The 18,979-nt window shown below is 41.3% G+C and carries 17 protein-coding genes; 8 read left to right on the top strand and 9 right to left on the bottom strand.

What is annotated here, in order from left to right; translation table 11 throughout:
- Positions 1 to 84: 84 nt before the first annotated feature.
- Together HCJ54_RS06675 and HCJ54_RS06670 are read right to left on the bottom strand one after the other, a co-directional pair.
- Positions 85 to 681, bottom strand: a complete 597-nt coding sequence (locus HCJ54_RS06675) for a 3'-5' exonuclease (RefSeq protein ID WP_036065082.1) — start codon at positions 679 to 681, stop codon at positions 85 to 87.
- Between the two features lie 33 nt (positions 682 to 714).
- Positions 715 to 2,256 (bottom strand): glycine betaine uptake BCCT transporter, encoded by a 1,542-nt coding sequence (locus HCJ54_RS06670; protein ID WP_187137088.1) that lies wholly within the window; start codon positions 2,254 to 2,256, stop codon positions 715 to 717.
- A 268-nt stretch (positions 2,257 to 2,524) separates the two neighbouring features.
- On the opposite strand from HCJ54_RS06670, the gene HCJ54_RS06665 reads away from it, so the two are divergent.
- The gene (locus HCJ54_RS06665) at positions 2,525 to 2,701 is read left to right on the top strand and encodes a hypothetical protein (RefSeq protein WP_159101108.1); all 177 of its coding nucleotides are present in this window, start codon (positions 2,525 to 2,527) and stop codon (positions 2,699 to 2,701) included.
- A gap of 51 nt (positions 2,702 to 2,752) precedes the next feature.
- Here the strand turns inward: HCJ54_RS06665 and ispG are convergent, their stop codons facing one another.
- Positions 2,753 to 3,865, bottom strand: a complete 1,113-nt coding sequence (gene ispG, locus HCJ54_RS06660; protein WP_036065078.1) for a flavodoxin-dependent (E)-4-hydroxy-3-methylbut-2-enyl-diphosphate synthase — start codon at positions 3,863 to 3,865, stop codon at positions 2,753 to 2,755.
- 258 nt (positions 3,866 to 4,123) lie between these two features.
- Positions 4,124 to 4,912 carry a DUF1189 domain-containing protein gene (locus tag HCJ54_RS06655; protein WP_185408648.1) on the bottom strand — a complete coding sequence of 263 codons (789 nt, stop codon included), beginning with the start codon at positions 4,910 to 4,912 and terminating at the stop codon, positions 4,124 to 4,126.
- A 357-nt stretch (positions 4,913 to 5,269) separates the two neighbouring features.
- Here HCJ54_RS06655 and HCJ54_RS06650 point away from each other — a divergent pair, with 357 nt between their 5' ends.
- Both HCJ54_RS06650 and HCJ54_RS06645 read left to right on the top strand, forming a co-directional pair.
- The gene (locus tag HCJ54_RS06650; protein ID WP_222712979.1) at positions 5,270 to 5,878 is read left to right on the top strand and encodes a superoxide dismutase; all 609 of its coding nucleotides are present in this window, start codon (positions 5,270 to 5,272) and stop codon (positions 5,876 to 5,878) included.
- A gap of 188 nt (positions 5,879 to 6,066) precedes the next feature.
- Positions 6,067 to 8,229 carry a penicillin-binding transpeptidase domain-containing protein gene (locus tag HCJ54_RS06645; RefSeq protein WP_187137087.1) on the top strand — a complete coding sequence of 721 codons (2,163 nt, stop codon included), beginning with the start codon at positions 6,067 to 6,069 and terminating at the stop codon, positions 8,227 to 8,229.
- Between the two features lie 117 nt (positions 8,230 to 8,346).
- On the opposite strand, the gene HCJ54_RS06640 is transcribed toward HCJ54_RS06645, so the two are convergent.
- The 5 genes from HCJ54_RS06640 to HCJ54_RS06620 form a co-directional block, all read right to left on the bottom strand.
- Entirely contained in the window at positions 8,347 to 8,739 is a 393-nt protein-coding gene (locus tag HCJ54_RS06640; protein WP_244966912.1) for a hypothetical protein, read from the bottom strand.
- Positions 8,740 to 9,024: 285 nt separating this feature from the next.
- Positions 9,025 to 9,420 (bottom strand): hypothetical protein, encoded by a 396-nt coding sequence (locus tag HCJ54_RS06635; protein ID WP_187137086.1) that lies wholly within the window; start codon positions 9,418 to 9,420, stop codon positions 9,025 to 9,027.
- Positions 9,421 to 9,570: 150 nt separating this feature from the next.
- Positions 9,571 to 10,017, bottom strand: coding sequence for a hypothetical protein (locus HCJ54_RS06630; RefSeq protein ID WP_187137085.1), 447 nt, complete (start codon positions 10,015 to 10,017; stop codon positions 9,571 to 9,573).
- Positions 10,018 to 10,027: 10 nt separating this feature from the next.
- Positions 10,028 to 10,516: a hypothetical protein gene (locus HCJ54_RS06625; protein ID WP_187137084.1), complete on the bottom strand. Its 489-nt coding sequence runs from the start codon at positions 10,514 to 10,516 to the stop codon at positions 10,028 to 10,030.
- A gap of 69 nt (positions 10,517 to 10,585) precedes the next feature.
- On the bottom strand, positions 10,586 to 12,805 hold the full coding sequence (locus HCJ54_RS06620; RefSeq protein ID WP_187137083.1) for a glycoside hydrolase domain-containing protein: 2,220 nt from the start codon (positions 12,803 to 12,805) through the stop codon (positions 10,586 to 10,588).
- A gap of 262 nt (positions 12,806 to 13,067) precedes the next feature.
- On the opposite strand from HCJ54_RS06620, the gene HCJ54_RS06615 reads away from it, so the two are divergent.
- The 5 genes from HCJ54_RS06615 (at position 13,068) to HCJ54_RS06595 (ending at position 18,967) form a co-directional block, all read left to right on the top strand.
- Positions 13,068 to 14,108 carry an aspartate-semialdehyde dehydrogenase gene (locus tag HCJ54_RS06615; RefSeq protein WP_185525243.1) on the top strand — a complete coding sequence of 347 codons (1,041 nt, stop codon included), beginning with the start codon at positions 13,068 to 13,070 and terminating at the stop codon, positions 14,106 to 14,108.
- Between the two features lie 28 nt (positions 14,109 to 14,136).
- Positions 14,137 to 15,360, top strand: coding sequence for an aspartate kinase (dapG, locus tag HCJ54_RS06610; protein ID WP_187137082.1), 1,224 nt, complete (start codon positions 14,137 to 14,139; stop codon positions 15,358 to 15,360).
- Positions 15,361 to 15,364: 4 nt separating this feature from the next.
- Entirely contained in the window at positions 15,365 to 16,246 is an 882-nt protein-coding gene (dapA, locus tag HCJ54_RS06605) for a 4-hydroxy-tetrahydrodipicolinate synthase (protein ID WP_187137081.1), read from the top strand.
- Positions 16,247 to 16,265: 19 nt separating this feature from the next.
- Positions 16,266 to 17,936, top strand: coding sequence for a ribonuclease J (locus tag HCJ54_RS06600; RefSeq protein ID WP_187137080.1), 1,671 nt, complete (start codon positions 16,266 to 16,268; stop codon positions 17,934 to 17,936).
- 380 nt (positions 17,937 to 18,316) lie between these two features.
- Positions 18,317 to 18,967: a DUF4352 domain-containing protein gene (locus HCJ54_RS06595; RefSeq protein WP_036065062.1), complete on the top strand. Its 651-nt coding sequence runs from the start codon at positions 18,317 to 18,319 to the stop codon at positions 18,965 to 18,967.
- Positions 18,968 to 18,979 lie beyond the last annotated feature (12 nt).

Here is an 18,979-nt window from a genome sequence, read left to right as displayed (position 1 = left end):
CGTTCACAAAGACATATTGCTTTATACATTATCCGTTTATTAATTGTCACTCTAAAGTTTATTTACTTCCTTATGAGATGCTACCTAACGGGACCGCGTTTTCTTTTTCATAACAAAATTCGTGCCATTTATTCGACCAAATTGATAACCGATAGAATCCACCAGTTCAGCAATCGTGTCGACTTGTTGAATATTCGCCAGTTCGCGCACGATATCGGCAGCGACCTCAGAATCTTCTAGCGCATGATGGTGCTCAAATGAGATACCGAAGTAATCAGCTACCAGGTTCAATTTATGCGAACGAAGCGGTAAAATTTTCTGAGATAGCACACAGGAGCAGAAATAGAGATTTTCCGGTAAGGGAAGCCCATATTTTTCTGTCGTGGCGCGAAAAACGTTGATATCGAATGTAGCAAAGTGAGCTGCAACCGGAAGATCACCGATAAATTGCATAATGCTTGGATATACTTCTAACCAATTTGGTGATTCCCACACATCTTCTGGATAAATGCCATGGACGCGAATATTGGAAGGGTAGAAGTCTTCTTCAGGATTGATGAGTTGATAGTATTCCGAGTGCTTTTCGCCGTTCACATATTTGACCATCCCGATCGAGCAGGGACTTGTACGCGAACCATTGGCTGTTTCGAAATCAAGGACGACATAGTTCAAATTTTTCATCTAGTTTTCACTCCTTCACTCACCATCATACCTCTACGAATTTGACTTGCGCAAGGATTTTGGTTTGATGTAGAGACCAAGATCGCGACGTTCTTTTCGCAAGGCCTTGGACAGGGAGAGCATCATCAGTAGCATGATAAATGAAAACGGTAAGGCGACGATGATAAGCATGTTTTGTAACCCTTCTAAACCACCGCTGAAAAGTAGAATCGAGGCAATCAGTGACTGGATAATACCCCAAATAAATTTCACGCGATTTGCAGGGTTCATGACACCGTTCATCGTCTGCATACCGAGCACGTACGTGGCTGAATCTGCAGAAGTGATGAAGAAGACACCGATTAGGAAAATCGCGATAACAGAGAGAATAGAACCAAGTGGCATATGATTGAATGTCCCGAATAGGACCTCTTCTGTTTTCAATTGTGTTAAATCAAAACCAGCGCGCTGAACAGAGGTAGAAGCCGTTCCAAAAACAGCGAACCAGATAAGACTCAGTAGCGTTGGTAACAGGATAACACCAGCTAGAAACTCACGAATCCGACGGCCTTTGGAAACCCGCGCGATAAAAATACCGACAAATGGTGACCAAGAGATGAACCAGGCCCAATAGAAAATTGTCCAGCTATTAATCCATTCACGACCAGCTGCATTCACAGGATCCGTACGGAAGCTCATGCCGATAAAATTTTGCATGTAAGCGCCGGTTGCGTCGGTGAGCATATTGAGCGTAAGTAAGGTTGGACCAACGACAATCACGATGATCATCAGCAGTACTGCTAAAACCATATTTGTGTTACTAAGCCACTTCATGCCGCGTCCCAAACCACTCATTGCTGATGTTAGAAAGAGTACAGTTACGATGGCAATAATGATGATTTGTACTTTAAAATCGACTGGAATATCGAATAAGAACGAAAGCCCGCCGTTGATTTGCGTGGCGCCGAAGCCAAGCGTTGTTGCGACCCCGACAATCGTTGCAAAAACAGCGATCACATCAATGGTAACGCGGACAGAAGGCTTCATCCATTTTCCAAGAAGCGGATCAAGTGTTGCGCTAATTAGTCCCGGCTTGTCATGGCGAAACTGGAAGTAGGCTAGTGTTAAGCCAACAAATGCATAAATGGCCCACGCATGAATGCCCCAATGAAAAAAGGAGAAGCGAAATGCGTCCATCAATGCTTGATTCGATCCAGGTGATGCTTCCGGGCTTGAAATCGCATAATGTGATAGTGGTTCGGTTGCGCCCCAAAAGACGAGCCCTACGCCCATTCCGGCGCTGAATAACATGCCAAACCAGGAAATAGTTGAATATTTCGGTTTTTCCCCAGCCTTCCCAAGTTTAATCGAACCGATCGGACTAAAAATCAAATAGAAACAGAAAATAACGAGGACTGATACGAATATCAAATAATACCAGCCGAATGTTGTCGTAATAAAATTTTGAATGTTTGCTGTGACGCTAGCAAGACCTTTCGGTGTTAAAATCCCAATTGTCACGAAGACCAATGTGATGGCAAGCGTGATCCAAAAGACATTTGTAATTTTGTGCGAAGTTTCCTTTTTTGTTCCCATAATTCCTCACTTTCATTGCTAGATAAGTTTCTGTGTAGCGTCTAGCAAGCAAACAAGAAGGAAACGGTGAATCCGTTCCTGTCAGGTTTGTATAATAGTTGACCTTAACTATGGTAACAAAGATTGGCGGTGAAAGCAAATGAGCTACAACTAGGAGTGTCGTCAAACCTCTTATATATTGAAAAGATGTTTCAATGATGGAATCTGGGATAAAGTTACGTAACGACGTATCGTGCGTCTAACTAAGAATAACATGGAGGGGAATGACATGAAGAAGGAAAATGGTTTTATGGTAGGGTTTATTATCGTCGTTATTTTAATTTCCTTTAAAATTTGGATAAAATTCACTTTTGAATTACAATTTCTATGCCTTGTTTTATTGGTTGCAGCATCGTGGACATTGAAATACTTTATTTTCAAAAAGTTGAAATCTGGTAAGGAATAAAACGTCAGAAAAACGCCGATGCGCAACAATCAGCATCGACGTTTATTTGAATTATTTTGCTGCTTCGGCTTCCTCGGCAGCTTTTTTCGCGAAATGTTCTTCGGCAAGGATATCGATTTCTTTCTTCAATTCCTCAACCATGGTTTCTTCTGGTACTTTACGAACGATTTTACCGTGACGGAAAAGAAGTCCTTCTCCGCGAGCTCCAGCGATACCGATGTCCGCTTCACGCGCTTCTCCTGGTCCATTTACGGCGCAACCAAGCACGGCTACTTTGATCGGAGCTTTGATTGTGGAAATGTATTCTTCTACTTCATTTGCGATGCTGATCAAATCAATTTCGATACGACCACATGTTGGACACGAAATGAGTGTCGCTGCGTTCGATGATAAACCGAATGATTTCAGCACTTCACGCGCTACCTTGATTTCTTCCACAGGATCAGCAGATAGGGAGACACGAAGCGTATTCCCGATACCTTTACTTAGAATCGCACCAAGCCCAACAGCACTTTTGATACCACCGGCAAATTGGGTACCTGATTCTGTAATACCTAAATGAAGTGGGTAATCGAATGCTTTAGATGCTAGATCGTATGCTTCGATTGCTAAGTTAACATCAGAAGCCTTAAGCGACACGATGATGTCATGGAAATCAAGATCCTCAAGAATTTTGATATGGTCAAGTGCGCTTTCCACCATACCTTCCGCCGTCGGATACCCGTACTTCTCGATAAATTTTTTCTCAAGACTACCGGCGTTAACACCGATACGAATCGGAATTCCTTTTGCTTTGGCTGCGTTTACGACTTTCACAACACGATCACGACGACCAATATTACCGGGATTAATCCGGATTTTGTCGACACCAGCATCGATTGCTTTTAAAGCTAAGCGATAATCGAAATGAATATCAGCTACGAGTGGAATCGAAATTCTGCTTTTTATTTCTGCAAGGGCATCCGCCGCGCGCTCATCAGGGACGGCGACACGAACAATTTGGCACCCAGCTTCTTCGAGACGATGAATTTCAGCAACGGTTGCCTCTACATCGTGCGTTTTCGTTGTGGCCATACTCTGGATAAATAACTCATTACTACCGCCTATGGTCAAATTACCAACCTTTACGGGCCGCGTATTTGATCTATGTGTTCTTTCTGTCAAAGCGATTCGCTCCTTATAATCCTAACGTGTAGGATTTGTTATTATTAATGCATTACTAATGATACCACTATTCGTGTGAAAAATCATCCATCTTGTTTATTAGAAATTGGTGAGAAAATGGCATTGTGTCACCGTTACAAGAATTTGAAAAGGCTAAAAAAGGAATTTTTAACACCAACTTATTGTATAGCTGTATCAAATGGAAAGACTATATCCATTCGCTTAGCATTGCGCAAGATACAGTCTTTTCCGATTGAACTATTTTACAGGCTGTTTTTGATCCGTAGGTGGAATTTGTCGAATAACTAGGAAAATGATGATGAAGCTGACAGCCATGTTGATTGTTGAAAGATATGGCACCGTAATTTGGAACCAATACATAATCATGGTGAAGACCGCAGCAAGTGTCATACTGTACGCCGCAATGTTCCAGTTATTGAAATAACTAATACCCATACGGCCAAAACCGCTCATAATGTAGCCAAATAGGGCGTATAGCGCTACTTTGAAGAAGGAGATAAGGATCATCGCGACTAAAATGATGCCGAGCAATATCGGAATAAAGTATTTCGACATGTCCTCCATCGACTGGTAAAAGCTCACGAGATCAGCTTTTGATTCAATTCCCGCTGTCGCATAGCTCACAGATTGATCTACGCCGGGAGCTTTGATGTAAATTTTATCAGATAAAAAGGCGATAGCGCTATCTGCTGAACCAAGTTGATTGTCGATTTTGTCCGTAGTTAGACTGTCGGTCGAGTCAAAGTAGAAAAAGACGCTTCCTTGATCGATCGTGATAGGTTTATCCGCTTTCGAGACGAGCTTCCCATCTTCCACAGTGAAATCAGGGATGTCATTTTTAATTGTGTCCGCGCCAACTTTCATCGCGTCGTTCGCGGCAGTGGCAGTGTGATAGCCGATTGGTAAAAAGATTAGAATCGAAATTAAAATTATGTAAAGGATCGATTTCCATATTTTGTCCGCACGGAATGTCGCGATATCTTCTGGAGAGTAAATACTTTTTGCAAAGCGTTTGAAAATATTCATTTGATTGTGATGCACCTCATTCTTGGTTTATTTATACAGAGAGGAAACGCAAATCTTCCGCTTCTGTATAAGATTGGTTTTCTTTCTACATAATAGCTTGAAATTGGGAGGATTGCAAGGATAGGAGAAGATGGTATGCAATTAAAATCCAATAGTAGCAATGTCCTAGCTTCTCTGCGGGAATGGCCTATTTCTGCTTTCCATGTAAGCATTTAAATTGCATTACCCTGCCGCCTAGTGATAATCTTATAGTTGTAGGAAGAAGTTAGATTTTCTAAATGGATTGCTCGACTTGGATCGGGTAGCTATTTAGGAGTGTTTGCTTTTTCAAATATATATCAAGGAGGAGTTTTTATTATGACATACGAATTACCAAAATTAGCTTACACATACGATGCTTTGGAGCCGAATTTCGATAAAGAAACAATGGAGATTCACTACTCGAAGCACCACAATACTTATGTAACGAAATTAAATGATGCACTTAAAGGACATGACGATTTAGCTACTAAATCTATCGAGGACTTAGTTGCTGATTTAAATAGTGTCCCTGAAAACATTCGCACTGCTGTTCGTAACAACGGTGGCGGACATGCGAACCATTCATTCTTCTGGACCATTCTTAGCCCTCAAGGTGGCGGCGAACCATCCGGTGCTTTAGCAGATGCAATCAATGCTACATTTGGTAGCTTCGAAGAGTTCAAAACGAAATTCGCTGATTCAAGCGTTGCACGTTTCGGTTCTGGTTGGGCGTGGCTTGTATTGAAAGACGGCAAATTGTCGATTATTTCTACACCAAACCAAGATTCACCGATTACAGATGGTTACACACCAGTTATCGGTCTTGACGTTTGGGAGCACGCGTACTACTTGAAATTCCAAAACGTTCGTCCAGACTATATCAAAACTTTCTGGAACGTAGTAGATTGGAACAAAGCTGGCGAATACTTCGACGCAGCGAAATAATTTTAAAAAAATCGAGCCGTATGCCATGTGTGCATGCGGTTTTATTTTGCTTGGAATTGAAATTCAGCATTTTTAAAGAGGCCTTTAACTTTTCTTAATAAATTTCTCATCAAACTCTAGTGGTAATCTTACCAAAATTCAGCTACAATAGAAGTAGATGAGTGCTGAAAAAGGAAGGATTGTGACGAGTGAAAAATAGATTTATTAAGAAAACAGACAAACCAAAGAAGAAAAGGCAAGTCATTCCGTTGCGTTTGAACATCCTATTTTTCGTGATATTTATATTATTCTCCGCCTTGATTTTGCGCTTAGGAGTGGTACAGATCGTTCAAGGAGAAACATATAAACGACAATTAGAGGAAACAGACGATGTCAGTGTAACGAAGAACGTGCCGCGTGGTGTTATTTACGACCGAAATTACAACCTCTTGGTAGGGAATTCGGCAGTAAAATCAATCACGTATGCTCGTAGCGAGAAGACACCACCATCCGAGATGATTTCTGTTGCGAAGAAGTTGGATAAACTGATCGCAATTACACCAGAGAAGCTGACAGAACGCGATTTACAAGATTATTGGATTTTGACAAATGAGAAAAAATCAATGGCACGACTTAGCAAAGCTGATAAAAATTTAGATGGCGGTAAAGTATATAAGAAGCAAATTGCAGGCGTGACAAAAGATGATTTAGACAGTTTGACCGAGGACGATAAACGTATCGCGACAATTTACAAGAAAATGACGACAGGCTATGCGTTATCACAAGTTGCGGTTAAGAGTAAAGGCGTGACGGACGAAGAAATCGCAAAAGTAAGTGAAAACTTGGAAAGCCTGCCGGGTGTGGATACGACGACAGACTGGAATCGTTTTTATACGTATGATGAAACATTGCGTTCGATTTTAGGCAGCGTATCGACGGAGAAACAAGGTATACCAAGTGATAAAGTGGATTATTACTTAGCACAAGGATATAGCCGGAATGATCGTGTTGGTCGTAGTTATTTGGAGGCGCAGTATGAATCTGTGCTGGCCGGCCAAAAATCGAAGTCGAATAGTGTTCTAGATAGTAATGGGAATATTATTGAGACGGTTGAGAAATATGAAGGTTCTAAAGGTAAGGATTTAGTCTTGTCTGTGGATGTTGAGTTGCAGAAGAAGATTGAGGAGATTTTGAAGAAGAATATGAGGATTGGCAAGTCTGCTGGAAGCTCTGATTTATTTGACCGAGCGTTTGCGGTAGCGATGGATCCTTATACTGGACAAGTCTTGGCATTAGCTGGACAACAGATTAATGATAAAGGTGAGTATGAAGATTATTCACTTGGCAACTTTACCTCAGCTTACAATATGGGATCTGCTGTAAAAGGTGCGACTGTATTAGGTGGAATAATGGACGGAGCTATTTCTGAGAATACAGTTTTTGTAGACCAACCTATTAAATTTAAAGGTACTGACAAGAAGAGTTCTTGGTTTAACCGTAATGGGGAACGTTCATTATCGCTTGATCCCGTCGGAGCTCTAGAGATTTCATCCAATTCCTATATGTACCAGACGTCGATGAAAATGGCCGGAGCAAAATATGTATATAATGGACCATTACGTGCTTCAGCAGAAACGTTTGACAAAATGAGATATTACTATAATCAGTTTGGTTTAGGCGTTAAGACTGGTATAGATCTTCCGGGAGAGCAAGTTGGTTTTAAAGGTGATGATAAGACAATGGGTAAAATTCTCGATTTTTCCATTGGTCAGTATGATTCCTACACTCCTTTGCAATTAGCGCAGTATGGAGCCACAATTGCAAATGGTGGTTCTAGAGTTGAGCCAACTATGTTAAAAGAAATTCGTGATCCAAGTACGAATGGAGATACTGTTGGAAAGGTAGCAACCGAAATTGAGCCAAAAATCTTAAATCAAGTTGGTGCCCCTGCTTCAGCAATTAAAGAGGTTCAAAAAGGCTTTTATGAAGTTACTCATGGCGGAAATGGTACGGGTAATAAATATTTTAAAGATGTTCCCGTTGAAGTTGCGGGTAAAACAGGTACAGCTCAAGCATTTTATGATGGCCCTAAAAAAGATAATGCAATGGCAAAAGTATGGAATACAACATTTGTTGGGTATGCTCCAGCTGAGAAGCCAGAGATATCTATTGCTGTAGTAGTTCCTTGGGGATACAGAGATAATGGAAGTACAGATCCTAAGGTTAACATGAAAATTTCTGAGGAAATATTTGAAGCTTACTATGATTTGAAAAAGGAAAGAACAGAAGCTGGTAAAGATTCATCAAAAGTTGATCAACCAATTAATAATAAAGCAGCAGCAGCTACTGCACAATCTAAACTGAATGACTAAGAGTACAGCGAGAAAGATAGTTTCTATAACACAAAAATACACACCAAAAATCTTATTTTAGATTTTTGGTGTGTATTTTTCTAGTCTAAAGAACCTGTGTTTAGATTCTTTCTTGGATTATCTTTGTACATTTAGGTAATTTGTAAGTTCTGCATGAAATGCAAGGTAGGACCAATCGGTGTTGACATGCACATCATATTGCCCAGATTTAAGCCCTTTTAATGAAAAGGAAACTTTATAAGTTCCTCTTTTATTAACATCTATACGTTTATAAAATTTAGAATCTCCTTTTTTATAAAGTTCCACAACCACAGCACCATAAGGGCTATTTCCAGTAACGTCAATTGTAGTTGCACTTTTTGAGTAATTATTAGCATCAGTGTGAAATGCAATATTTGAACTTCCTTTCGAACCCATCGCAAATGCTTTTGTTGATGAAACTCCTAGCACCCCAGCAAATACAAACCCTACAATCAATAAAAACGGTAAAACTCTTTTTCTAAAACTCATTACATTCTCTCCCATCATTCTTTTTTTGAACTACTCCCTAATCAACAATATGTACAAAGCAAATAGAACTATACATATCATACTGCTAACTGGTGATAATTACAACTATAATCTATATAAGACCCGCATTATTTCCAAGGATAATATGGATGGATTTGTTATAATCGCACAACAGAATATCTTTATTCCTAATCCCGATACAAACCAACTTTACTTGGCTAATTTGCCATTTTTAATTTTTTTGCATAATTGTTTGAAATTATTCATTGTTTATACTAAATAAAGTTAATTCCACTCACCCAATTCACTCGCAACCATCTGAATAATACGGTTTTGCATATTATATGCAGTTCGACGGCTTACGTGGATTTTTTGTGCGATGCCTTCCATTGTTGTGTTGGAGTTGATGCGCCAATATCGTAGCTTAATGAATTCTTGGTAAGGATCACCGAGCGAGTTCAGATTACGGATGACATTTTCTATACATCGAACTACGGTTGAAAGCCTTTCAATTCTAATGTCCAGATGAAGCGTGTTATAGGGAGGGGACTGCGGATTTTTCTCGTGCTGTAAGTATTGTGTTAACTCATTGATACGTTCTATCATTCGGGGATAATTGATAAGTTCATGCTCGATATAACGATAAATTTCTTTCGGCATGGTTTTAGTTGCTGTTGTCATATTATGACCTCCATTCATCTTTAATATAGCTTCATTATACAACGAATTCCACGACCAAACCTGTCTGAAATCGCCCATCTTTATTTTTATTTTAGACAGCAAAAAAGCATCGTGAAACGCTGATATAAAGGCGTTTTTCGATGCTTTAATTTAGAAATCAAGGATTGCATTTTGTAATTCTTTTAGGTAACGTTTTTTCAGAATGGTCTCGATGACTTGGACAATTCGATCATATTTTCGTCTACGGTGAGTTAATATTAAATGGGCAGGCAATGGAACTTTAACTATAACAAGAAAAAATTCAAGTAGGATTGCTAGCACAATACATGGAGCGATAAATAGAATCAGAGGGTTTGTTTGATACATAAAAACAAGATATACTGCTAAGCTCCCTAAAAATGAATTGCTTAAAATAAGAAAAAAGGCGCTGTAGGGAGTCAATGATCTAGTCCCAGAAAGATATGATTTTAGCCTTTCTAAATCTTCTATAGTTAATTTGCTTAAACTTTCCTGTAATTTGATTTCGTTATCGCCATCCTCACTTATAATTTCAATGAGCTGCGAAAATTTTTGGAGATCAGATTTAAGTATTTTCATCGTAATCCTCCTATAGAGTGCTATCAACTTTTTCAATATTTTCGTTTGGAGAGAATGCCTCTATTGTGTTTTGTAATTGATTTTCATAACGTTGATTTAGTATTATGTCTGCGATTGAAACGATGCGATCGTACTTAGTTCTGTTAAATGCAAGTTTTATTTGTTGATGTATTGGCTTTCTCGCTAATAGCAGGTGAAAGAAACTCAGTAGGCAAGTGAAGAAGAATAAAGCCCAGAAAAAGAATACGACTAAGTTAGATTGATAAAGGTTAAAGAGAAAAATCATCATCCCTGCCAAAAATGAGCCCATTACGATTTCTCTCTGTCTAACTGCAACAATGCGTGTGGCACTCCCCGAAAAATAGGTTTTTACTTTTTCTAAATCTTCAAGGGTAAGCTTATTTAGCGCATAACATAGTGCTTCAATGTTATCTGCTTGTTTTATTAAACCTGTTATAAGATTGGAAAAGTTGTTTAATTCTATTTTTGGTATTCTCAATTTATAACCTCCTTATGTAATAATTAAACCTGCATTCATTATACAACGAATGCAGGTTTAATTATAATATTAACTTGAAGATTTATCTAGAATTATTTTAATGACTACTGCAATGGCGGCTAGTGTAATTGCTACGGGAGCAAGGACAGTTGCCCCTATAGTACTAGCACTGTATAGACCATATAAAATGATGGCAGTTGTTACAGTTTTTAATGCTCCATCAGTAACTGCATTTGTAATTGCATCCCATTGTGAATCTAACTCTTTGTTTTTATTGTCTATAATTAATGTAACACTCATGGAAGCACTTGTTTTATAGCTCTCAGTAACTTCAATCTCAGGAACGTTTGCTGTAATCGTGATAGTTATGAAGTCTTTGGCAGGTGTCCATTTCACAGTTATATCTCCAACTACCACTTTAGCCGCTAAATCAGCAATAAGTTTTTTTGTATTTCCAGCTTCTTCTGTTGAGAGAGAGCCGGTCCAGTTGGATATTTCTTGTTCGAAGGAAGCGTTGATTTTACCATCTTTTACGGAAACAGTTGCACCACCGTCACCTGGATTGACTAACTTTGCACTGGCTTTGAAGCTAACGGTAAGATTTGGTGTGATCACACGAGTATTAATTTTCTCTAATTCTAGTTCAAAGGTAACTTTATCATCGACTAACGCAGCCAAACTTGAATTTCCATACAACACATCACGAATCCTCATCAAACGCGCGCGGTTAATCGCTGCGGAATTGGGCGTATCGCTCACTGGTGGTGGGGTCACGACGGAAACGGCTTTGTCTGCGCCTGAATACGTGACTTTATCGATGTCTAATTTCCCGTTTCCTGTGCCGATCGACATTTCGAAATATTGATCGAATGCCCAGTCGTCAGGCATCGGGAAGCCCAGGTTGCCGCTGAATCCGGTTGACATGTCGGCAACGAAGACGTTATCGACGAGGCCTGCGTTTTTCAGGCGACTACACACATTGCGGGCACCGTAAACGCCGATTTGGTAGGAACGCAAATCTTGATTTTGCTTGAATGCGGCGCGTAGGTTTTGGAAGTAGGGCATGATTAAATCTGTAATTTGATAGTCGTAGGCGTCGAGGTCGACCGCGAAATAAATCGTTGTTCCTGCTGGGAAACCGAGATTGTATGCGGCATCAATGGCTTTATAGCCGTCGCTAATGCCTTGAAGTGGGACCTCGAAGTAGGGAATTTCATAGCCGCCGTCTTGATAGATTGGAAATATTTTCAGGCCTTTTTTCAGGATTGCTGCGATTTCTGCCTGGTTCATTGCTTTCGGAACTCGAACGCCGCCGCGGATGACATTTCCTGTTAAATAGCGGCCAACGTAGCGGTAACCGGCATTCCATAAGGTATCGATTTGGTCGGTATTCAGGACGTAAGAAGTATCGCAGGCAGTCGCGCTTCGGTTCGTATCGCCAGCACTTGATAGCAGCGCTTTGAACGTACCCATATTAATCGCGCCGGTCGTGATACTCATTTTCATAAATTCTTGATAGCGCTTCACCAGATTCGTCGTTTCTGCGTCGTATGCGCCACTAAACTGATTGATCGGCAGGCCGTTGCACGCGAGACTGTATTGTAAAAGTAGAACGAGTGCCTTGTTCGATGTGAAGGTAGGAATCAGGTTTGTCAAATTTGTCGTCGTCCCTGGCCCAAAATTGCCGTTCGCCGTCGTGCGCGCCATGCCTTCTTCTTTTTGAAGGGCGTAAATCAGCGAGGTATTCGTGTCACGACCGTATAAACCATCGCACGGAACGAGTGTACCAATCCAAGCGCTATAATCCCGATTTAGATTTTGCTGAACCGTCCGAACGGCGAAATTGCCACCACTTACCGTCTGGAACGCGCTCATGTTAAGCAGGGATTTCATAATAATCGTCGATACGACACCATCTTGCGTCGCGAGTCCAGCGTCTTTTTGGAACATTTTAACGGCGATTTGCGTTTGTCCACCGAACGTTCCAGTGAAACCGCCGGGGCTATAGCCTTTGCTGTAGAATGCGCCTTGCAGAATATAGTTGATATTGCTCGGTTTGTCGTCGCTTGCTCCGATTGTCAGCGGCTTGAACGCTTTTTCTGTTCCCGGCCCGAAATTATCCGCGGTAGGTGAGATACCAAGCTCGATTTGAAGGGCTCGCGTTAACGCATACACCGTCGTCCATCCTGTTTTCCCGTTCTCAGGAATCATTTGATAATCGCCTTTTGCGACATAACCTTGATATGTTTTGTTCAACCAACTCTGTACTGTTTTTACCATTTCATCCATTGTTGCCAACTCCAATTCTCTATTTATGTTTGTCTTACAAGAACTATTTTATAATGAAAAATCATGCGGAAAATGCAGAAAAAATGCAAACAGGTTTTCAGCTAGGATAAATTTTTTCAATTTCTCCTCAAAATCCCGTGCAAAAACCTGATAATTAGCGGATATTATGGTATGATAAGTTAAATATGAAAAAACGAAGTCCGAGGAAGGAGCTCTGTTTTCCTTTTTCGACAAAATATAGCTAATCCAAGGGGGAAATAGAATGACAAAAAGTTATCATGTAGCCGTTGTTGGTGCGACTGGCGCGGTTGGGACTCAAATGATTCAATTACTGGAAGATGTGACGTTTCCAATAAAGGAAGTTTCATTTTTATCTTCGGCGCGTTCGGCCGGTAAGAAATTGACGTTCCGCGGGGAAGAAGTTGTGATTAAAGAGGCAACACCTGAAAGTTTCGCGGGTGTGGATATTGCTTTATTTAGTGCTGGCGGTTCTATTTCTGAGCGTTTTGCCAAAGATGCTGTGGCGCATGGCGCGATTGTCATCGATAATACGAGTGCGTTCCGAATGCATCCAGATGTGCCGCTCGTTGTTCCTGAGGTGAATCCTGAGGCTTTGCGTGATCATAAGGGCATTATCGCAAATCCGAACTGTTCGACCATCCAAATGGTGGCAGCACTTCAACCGATTCGTGCGGCTTACGGCTTAAACCGGATTATTGTTTCGACATATCAAGCCGTTTCTGGTTCTGGAATTCAAGCGATTGATGAACTCCAAACGCAGTCTCAAGCTATTTTGAATGGGGAAGATTTTACGCCTGCTGTGATGCCTGTGAAAGGTGATAAGAAGCATTTCCAAATCGCGTTTAATGCCTTGCCTCAGATCGATGTTTTCACGGATAATGACTATACATACGAAGAGATGAAGATGGTCAATGAAACGAAGAAGATCATGGGAGACGAGTCGATCAAGGTTGCGGCGACGTGTGTGCGCATTCCAGTTATTACGGGTCACTCGGAGTCGGTGTACATCGAGGTCGAGCAGGATAACGTGAAGGTTTCTGAGATTCAAGAAGCGCTCCGGACAGCGCCAGGTGTTGTCTTAGAAGATGACACGGCAAACCAAGTATATCCGCACGCGGCAAGTTCTGCTGGCAAAAAAGAAGTCTTCGTTGGGCGCGTTCGCCACGACTTGGATGATACGAAAGGATTCCACATGTGGATCGTCTCGGATAATTTGCTAAAAGGCGCTGCTTGGAACTCGATCCAAATTGCTGAGTCGCTGATTGAACAGGAAATCATCTGAAAAAACGCGAAATAATTGAGGTGTTACAATGAAAATTATCGTGCAAAAATTTGGTGGGACTTCCGTGCAAAACGCTGAATCCCGCCAGCTTGCATTTAATCATTTACGAAATTCGATCCATCAGGGATATAAGGTTGTCGTTGTTGTGTCGGCGATCGGGCGAATAGGTGATCCGTATGCAACGGATACATTGTTGGAACTCATTGGCGCGAAAGAAACCCGGTTATCGTTACGCGAGCAAGATATGTTGCTTTCTGTCGGTGAAACGATTTCGACAGCGGTGTTTACGAATATGCTTCTCGAAGCGGGTATTAAAGCAGCCGCATTTTCAGGCGCACAAGCCGGTATCCGAACGAACGATGAATACACCGCTGGCAAAATTTTAGAAGTCGATGTGACGCGTTTACGTGAGGCATTAGAAACGGTGGACATCGTTGTTGTTGCTGGCTTCCAAGGTAGTGCTCCAAATGGCGATATCACAACGCTTGGCCGTGGTGGTAGCGATACATCTGCCGCAGCGCTTGGTGTTGCACTTGCCGCTGAACGTGTGGATATTTTTACCGATGTGGATGGGATGTTTACCGCCGATCCGCGTATTGTTAAAAACGCGCGCTCGTTGCCAACTGTGAGTTATAATGAAGTAAGCAACATGGCTTATCAAGGTGCTAAGGTTATCCACCCGCGTGCCGTTGAGATTGCGATGCAGGCCAAGATTCCGCTTCGGATTCGCTCGACATACTTAGAAGGAGAAGGCACGCTCGTGACTTCGCAAACGGAGGTTAGCGGCCGTTTTGATGTGAAAGAACGCCTCGTAACGGGAATCGCGCATGTCACCAATTTAACGCAGATTCGCGTCAAAACAACGAGTGTTCATACGCAACAGCAAGCATTCGCGATTCTTGCCGAAGCGGCTATCAGTCTTGATTTTATCAATATTTCGACGGACGAGATCGTGTTTACTGTGCCAGAACGAAAGCGTGAACACGTGTTGACACTTTTGAAAGAAGCCTCATATGACGCGCATACGACCGAAGATTGCGCAAAAGTTTCTATTGTCGGAGCTGGAATCGCAGGCGTGCCAGGTGTTACCGCCAAAATTGTATCCGCCTTATCCGCGAAAAATATCGCTATCTTGCAATCAGCAGACAGCCATACAACCGTGTGGATTTTAGTCGAAGAAGCGGATCTAATCGCAGCGGTCAACGCGCTTCATGACGAATTTTGCATTGAAAATGAGTTCGAGGAGGAATAGCACTATGGATTTTGGAAAAGTAGTTACAGCAATGGTAACGCCATATAATCCCGAGAAAGATAAAGTTTGTAAAAAAAGGATTCACCGCCTAGTCAATTACCTCATTGAAAACGGCTCGGATGGCCTTGTTGTGGCGGGAACCACCGGAGAGTCACCAACCATTTCGCATGAAGAGAAAATCAAGCTCTTTAAACAAGTCGTGGAAACCAACCAAGGTCGCGTGAAAATCATTGCGGGAACGGGATCGAATAATACTGCTGAAACGATTAGCTTCACGAAAGAAATAGAAGAAATCGGTGGAATCGACGCTGTTTTAATCGTAGCGCCATATTACAACAAACCAAATCAAGCTGGGCTTTATGCTCATTTTGCGGCGATTGCAGAGGCGACCACGTTACCAATTGTCATTTATAACATTCCGAGTCGTTCGGTTGTGAATATTGAACCAGAGACGATCATTGAACTTTCCAAAATAGATAACATCGTTGGGGTCAAAGAATCCAGTGGTAATTTTGATAATATCACGAAAATTATTGCTGAAACGAGTGATGATTTCGCGATTTATAGTGGAGATGACAGTTTTACTTTGCCGATTTATGCACTTGGTGGAAATGGTGTAATCTCTGTTGCGAGTCACGTGATTGGAGCAGAAATGCAAACGATGCTGCAGGCTTTTGATGAAGGTGATACGAAGCAAGCGGCAGAAATTCATGGTAAACTTGTACCGCTGATGAATACGTTATTCATCGCGCCAAACCCAGCTCCTGTGAAGCATATGTTAAACAAACTCGGCGTTGATGTTGGGCATTTACGTTTGCCACTCGCGCCGCTAACAAAAGAAGAAGAAGCGACAATCGAAACAGCATACAAAAATTATTTAAAATAAGAGGAAGGAGGAATAACCTTTGACAGTTAAAAAAGCAAAACAAATCAAGATTATCCCACTTGGCGGAGTAGACGAAAGTGGAAAGAATTTATACGTAGTAGAGGTAGATGAGTCTATTTATATTATGGATGCTGGTCTAAAGTTCCCAGAAGATGAATTGCTGGGCATTGACGTTGTTATTCCCGATATTAAATACTTAGAAGACAATAAAGAACGGATCGAGGCTATTTTTCTAACGCACGGTCATGAAGACGCAATCGGAGCTTTGCCATACGTCCTTGCCAAACTTAAAGCCCCAGTTTATGGAACTGAACTCACAATCGCCCTTGCAAAAGCGGCACTCAAGGAGCATAAAAAAGTACGTTTCAATGATTTTCATGTCATCGATGAAGCAACAGGCCTATCGTTCCCGAATGTGGATGTGGAATTTTTCCGTACAACGCATTCTATTCCTGATTCCGTGGGGATTGTAATCAATACAAGCGAAGGCGCGATCGTTTACACCGGTGATTTTAAATTCGACCAATCCGCAAAAATAGGGTATGAAACGAGCCTTGGCCACATTGCTGAAATCGGCGAAAAAGGCGTTCTTGCCTTGCTTTCCGACAGTTCTGAAGCAGAACATCCAGGGACAACATCGAGCGATAGTTTAATCGATGAAGAAATCCGTCACGCGTTCCGCTCCTCCCCAGGCCGCGTTATTGTTGCCTGCGTGGCGTCCAATCTCGTTCGCTTACAACAAGTTCTTGATGCCTCTTTTGCCACAAATCGTAAAGTAGCTATCGTCGGTAAGGAATTGGAGCGTGTATTTGATATCTCCGTGAAATTAAACAAAATCCAATTACAAACTGAGGACCTCGTTATCCCACTAAAAGAAGCGAAGAAATTGAACGATGACCAACTAGTGATTATCGAAACAGGGAATCTTGGAGAACCAATCCAATCACTACAACTGATGACACAAGGCAAACATCCAAAAGTAAACGTTCAAAAAGGCGATACGATCTATATTACATCGACACCATCACCATCGTCCGAAACAATTTTAGCGAAAACGATTGACATGTTGTACAAAGCTGATGCGACAGTCCTAACGATGAATCGTGATCTGTTCGTGTCCGGTCATGGTAGTCAAGACGATTTAAAATTAATGTTAAACCTGATGAAACCAAAATACTTCATCCCAGTTCACGGTGAATACCGGATGTTGATTGCCCATGCTAAGCTCGCTTATCAAGTTGGTATGCCGAAATCCAACGTATTTGTAGCTGGAAAAGGCGAAGTAATCGAATATAAAAATGGCCGTATGAGTGCTGGTAATCGTGTGTTTGCAGGTAATACCTTAATTGATGGTCTAGGCGTTGGCGACGTAGGAAACATCGTATTGCGCGATCGCAAATTGCTATCCGAAGATGGTATCTTCATCGTTGTTATCACGCTAAACCGCAAAACAAAGGCGATCATATCCGGACCAGAAATTATTTCCCGCGGTTTTATCTACGTCCGCGAATCCGAGCATCTAATTGAGAAGTCATCCGAAGTAGTGACGAAGATCGTAGAGAAAAACTTACAAGAAAAAGAATTCGAATGGGCTAAACTAAAACAAGACGTCCGCGACCAACTGAACAGGTATCTGTTTGAACAAACAAAACGCAGACCAATGATACTACCGATAATAATGGAAGTATAAAGAAATGTTGAACTAGCCGCCACAAAATTTGTGGAAAAGAGCGTGAAGTTCTGGATACGAAGGCTGTATTTTTATGCATATTGAGCTTCTAAATCGAAAGTAATACCACAACAAAAAACATCACTAAGCTTCCTTTCAACAAGGCGGATCTAGTGATGTTTTTTGCGTTAATTTTTCCACTTCCTTAGAACCCAAACATGTGTTATCATAAAACATAGTAACATTTAAAATCAAATAGCTAGGAATTGTAAGTTTTACTTTGTGATTTTTCGTGGGTTAAACGCGGAAGGATTACATACTTCACTTCGTTCCTACGCATATTGAGGATTTAAATCAGCACACTAAGCTGTTGAAGGTCCACAACAAAAGGAGTTTGAAATATGGCTATCTGGTTCACACTAATGGGTATAGCTTTCCTAGGATTTATCGTAGGTATTATCATGCTATTCGCCCAATCCAAACGAAAAATCGGTATTTATATCGTAAGTAGCGCTAGTATTCTAATTATCGCTTCCATCATCGGTGTATTTGTCTCATTTCACAACTATAACAAGTTGCAAGAACGTGTCGCAAGCTATTCCACTGATAGCAAAACAGGCAAAACGGTATCAGAAGGAAAAGAGACGTATAACGTGAATTGGCATAATAACGCAGACGGAATGGATAAGAAAATTTCTACCGTTACCGTCGAGAAAAAAGTGGTCCACTCCACGATGGAAGACAAAGACATGCCTGGCACGCTGAAAATCGCAATTGAGATCAAAAATAATACAAAAAACGAACTGTTATCTTATCCACTACAAGGCGAATTAGTCACGGAAAATGGACAACAACTAGCAGCAGACATCATTTTATCGGACCTTGTCGATGGTAAAATGAAACCTGGCGCAACGATCAAGGGTACCATCGTGTTCCCGCTCGATAAACTCGATAAAGTAACGGATATCAAATGGTTCCAATTTTCATGGTCGACGTATAACAAAGATAAGTTAATCAAGAGTGACACAGGACGGCTTGATTTAAAGAAATGACAAATAGCGCTT

It is taken from the genome of Listeria grandensis (assembly GCF_014322885.1).
GTDB lineage: Bacteria > Bacillota > Bacilli > Lactobacillales > Listeriaceae > Listeria_A > Listeria_A grandensis.
This window is presented reverse-complemented; position numbering and strand designations above follow the sequence as displayed.

What these genes read in the sequence shown, in the direction of transcription:
- HCJ54_RS06675 (WP_036065082.1), bottom strand. Translation starts at nt 681, where the DNA reads ATGAAAAATTTGAACTATGTCGTCCTTGATTTCGAAACAGCCAATGGT.
- HCJ54_RS06595 (WP_036065062.1), top strand. Translation starts at nt 18,317, where the DNA reads ATGGCTATCTGGTTCACACTAATGGGTATAGCTTTCCTAGGATTTATC.
- HCJ54_RS06620 (WP_187137083.1), bottom strand. Translation starts at nt 12,805, where the DNA reads ATGGATGAAATGGTAAAAACAGTACAGAGTTGGTTGAACAAAACATAT.
- dapA (WP_187137081.1), top strand. Translation starts at nt 15,365, where the DNA reads ATGGATTTTGGAAAAGTAGTTACAGCAATGGTAACGCCATATAATCCC.
- HCJ54_RS06640 (WP_244966912.1), bottom strand. Translation starts at nt 8,739, where the DNA reads ATGAGTTTTAGAAAAAGAGTTTTACCGTTTTTATTGATTGTAGGGTTT.
- HCJ54_RS06630 (WP_187137085.1), bottom strand. Translation starts at nt 10,017, where the DNA reads ATGAAAATACTTAAATCTGATCTCCAAAAATTTTCGCAGCTCATTGAA.
- HCJ54_RS06665 (WP_159101108.1), top strand. Translation starts at nt 2,525, where the DNA reads ATGAAGAAGGAAAATGGTTTTATGGTAGGGTTTATTATCGTCGTTATT.
- HCJ54_RS06670 (WP_187137088.1), bottom strand. Translation starts at nt 2,256, where the DNA reads ATGGGAACAAAAAAGGAAACTTCGCACAAAATTACAAATGTCTTTTGG.
- dapG (WP_187137082.1), top strand. Translation starts at nt 14,137, where the DNA reads ATGAAAATTATCGTGCAAAAATTTGGTGGGACTTCCGTGCAAAACGCT.
- HCJ54_RS06655 (WP_185408648.1), bottom strand. Translation starts at nt 4,912, where the DNA reads ATGAATATTTTCAAACGCTTTGCAAAAAGTATTTACTCTCCAGAAGAT.
- HCJ54_RS06615 (WP_185525243.1), top strand. Translation starts at nt 13,068, where the DNA reads ATGACAAAAAGTTATCATGTAGCCGTTGTTGGTGCGACTGGCGCGGTT.
- HCJ54_RS06635 (WP_187137086.1), bottom strand. Translation starts at nt 9,420, where the DNA reads ATGACAACAGCAACTAAAACCATGCCGAAAGAAATTTATCGTTATATC.
- HCJ54_RS06650 (WP_222712979.1), top strand. Translation starts at nt 5,270, where the DNA reads ATGACATACGAATTACCAAAATTAGCTTACACATACGATGCTTTGGAG.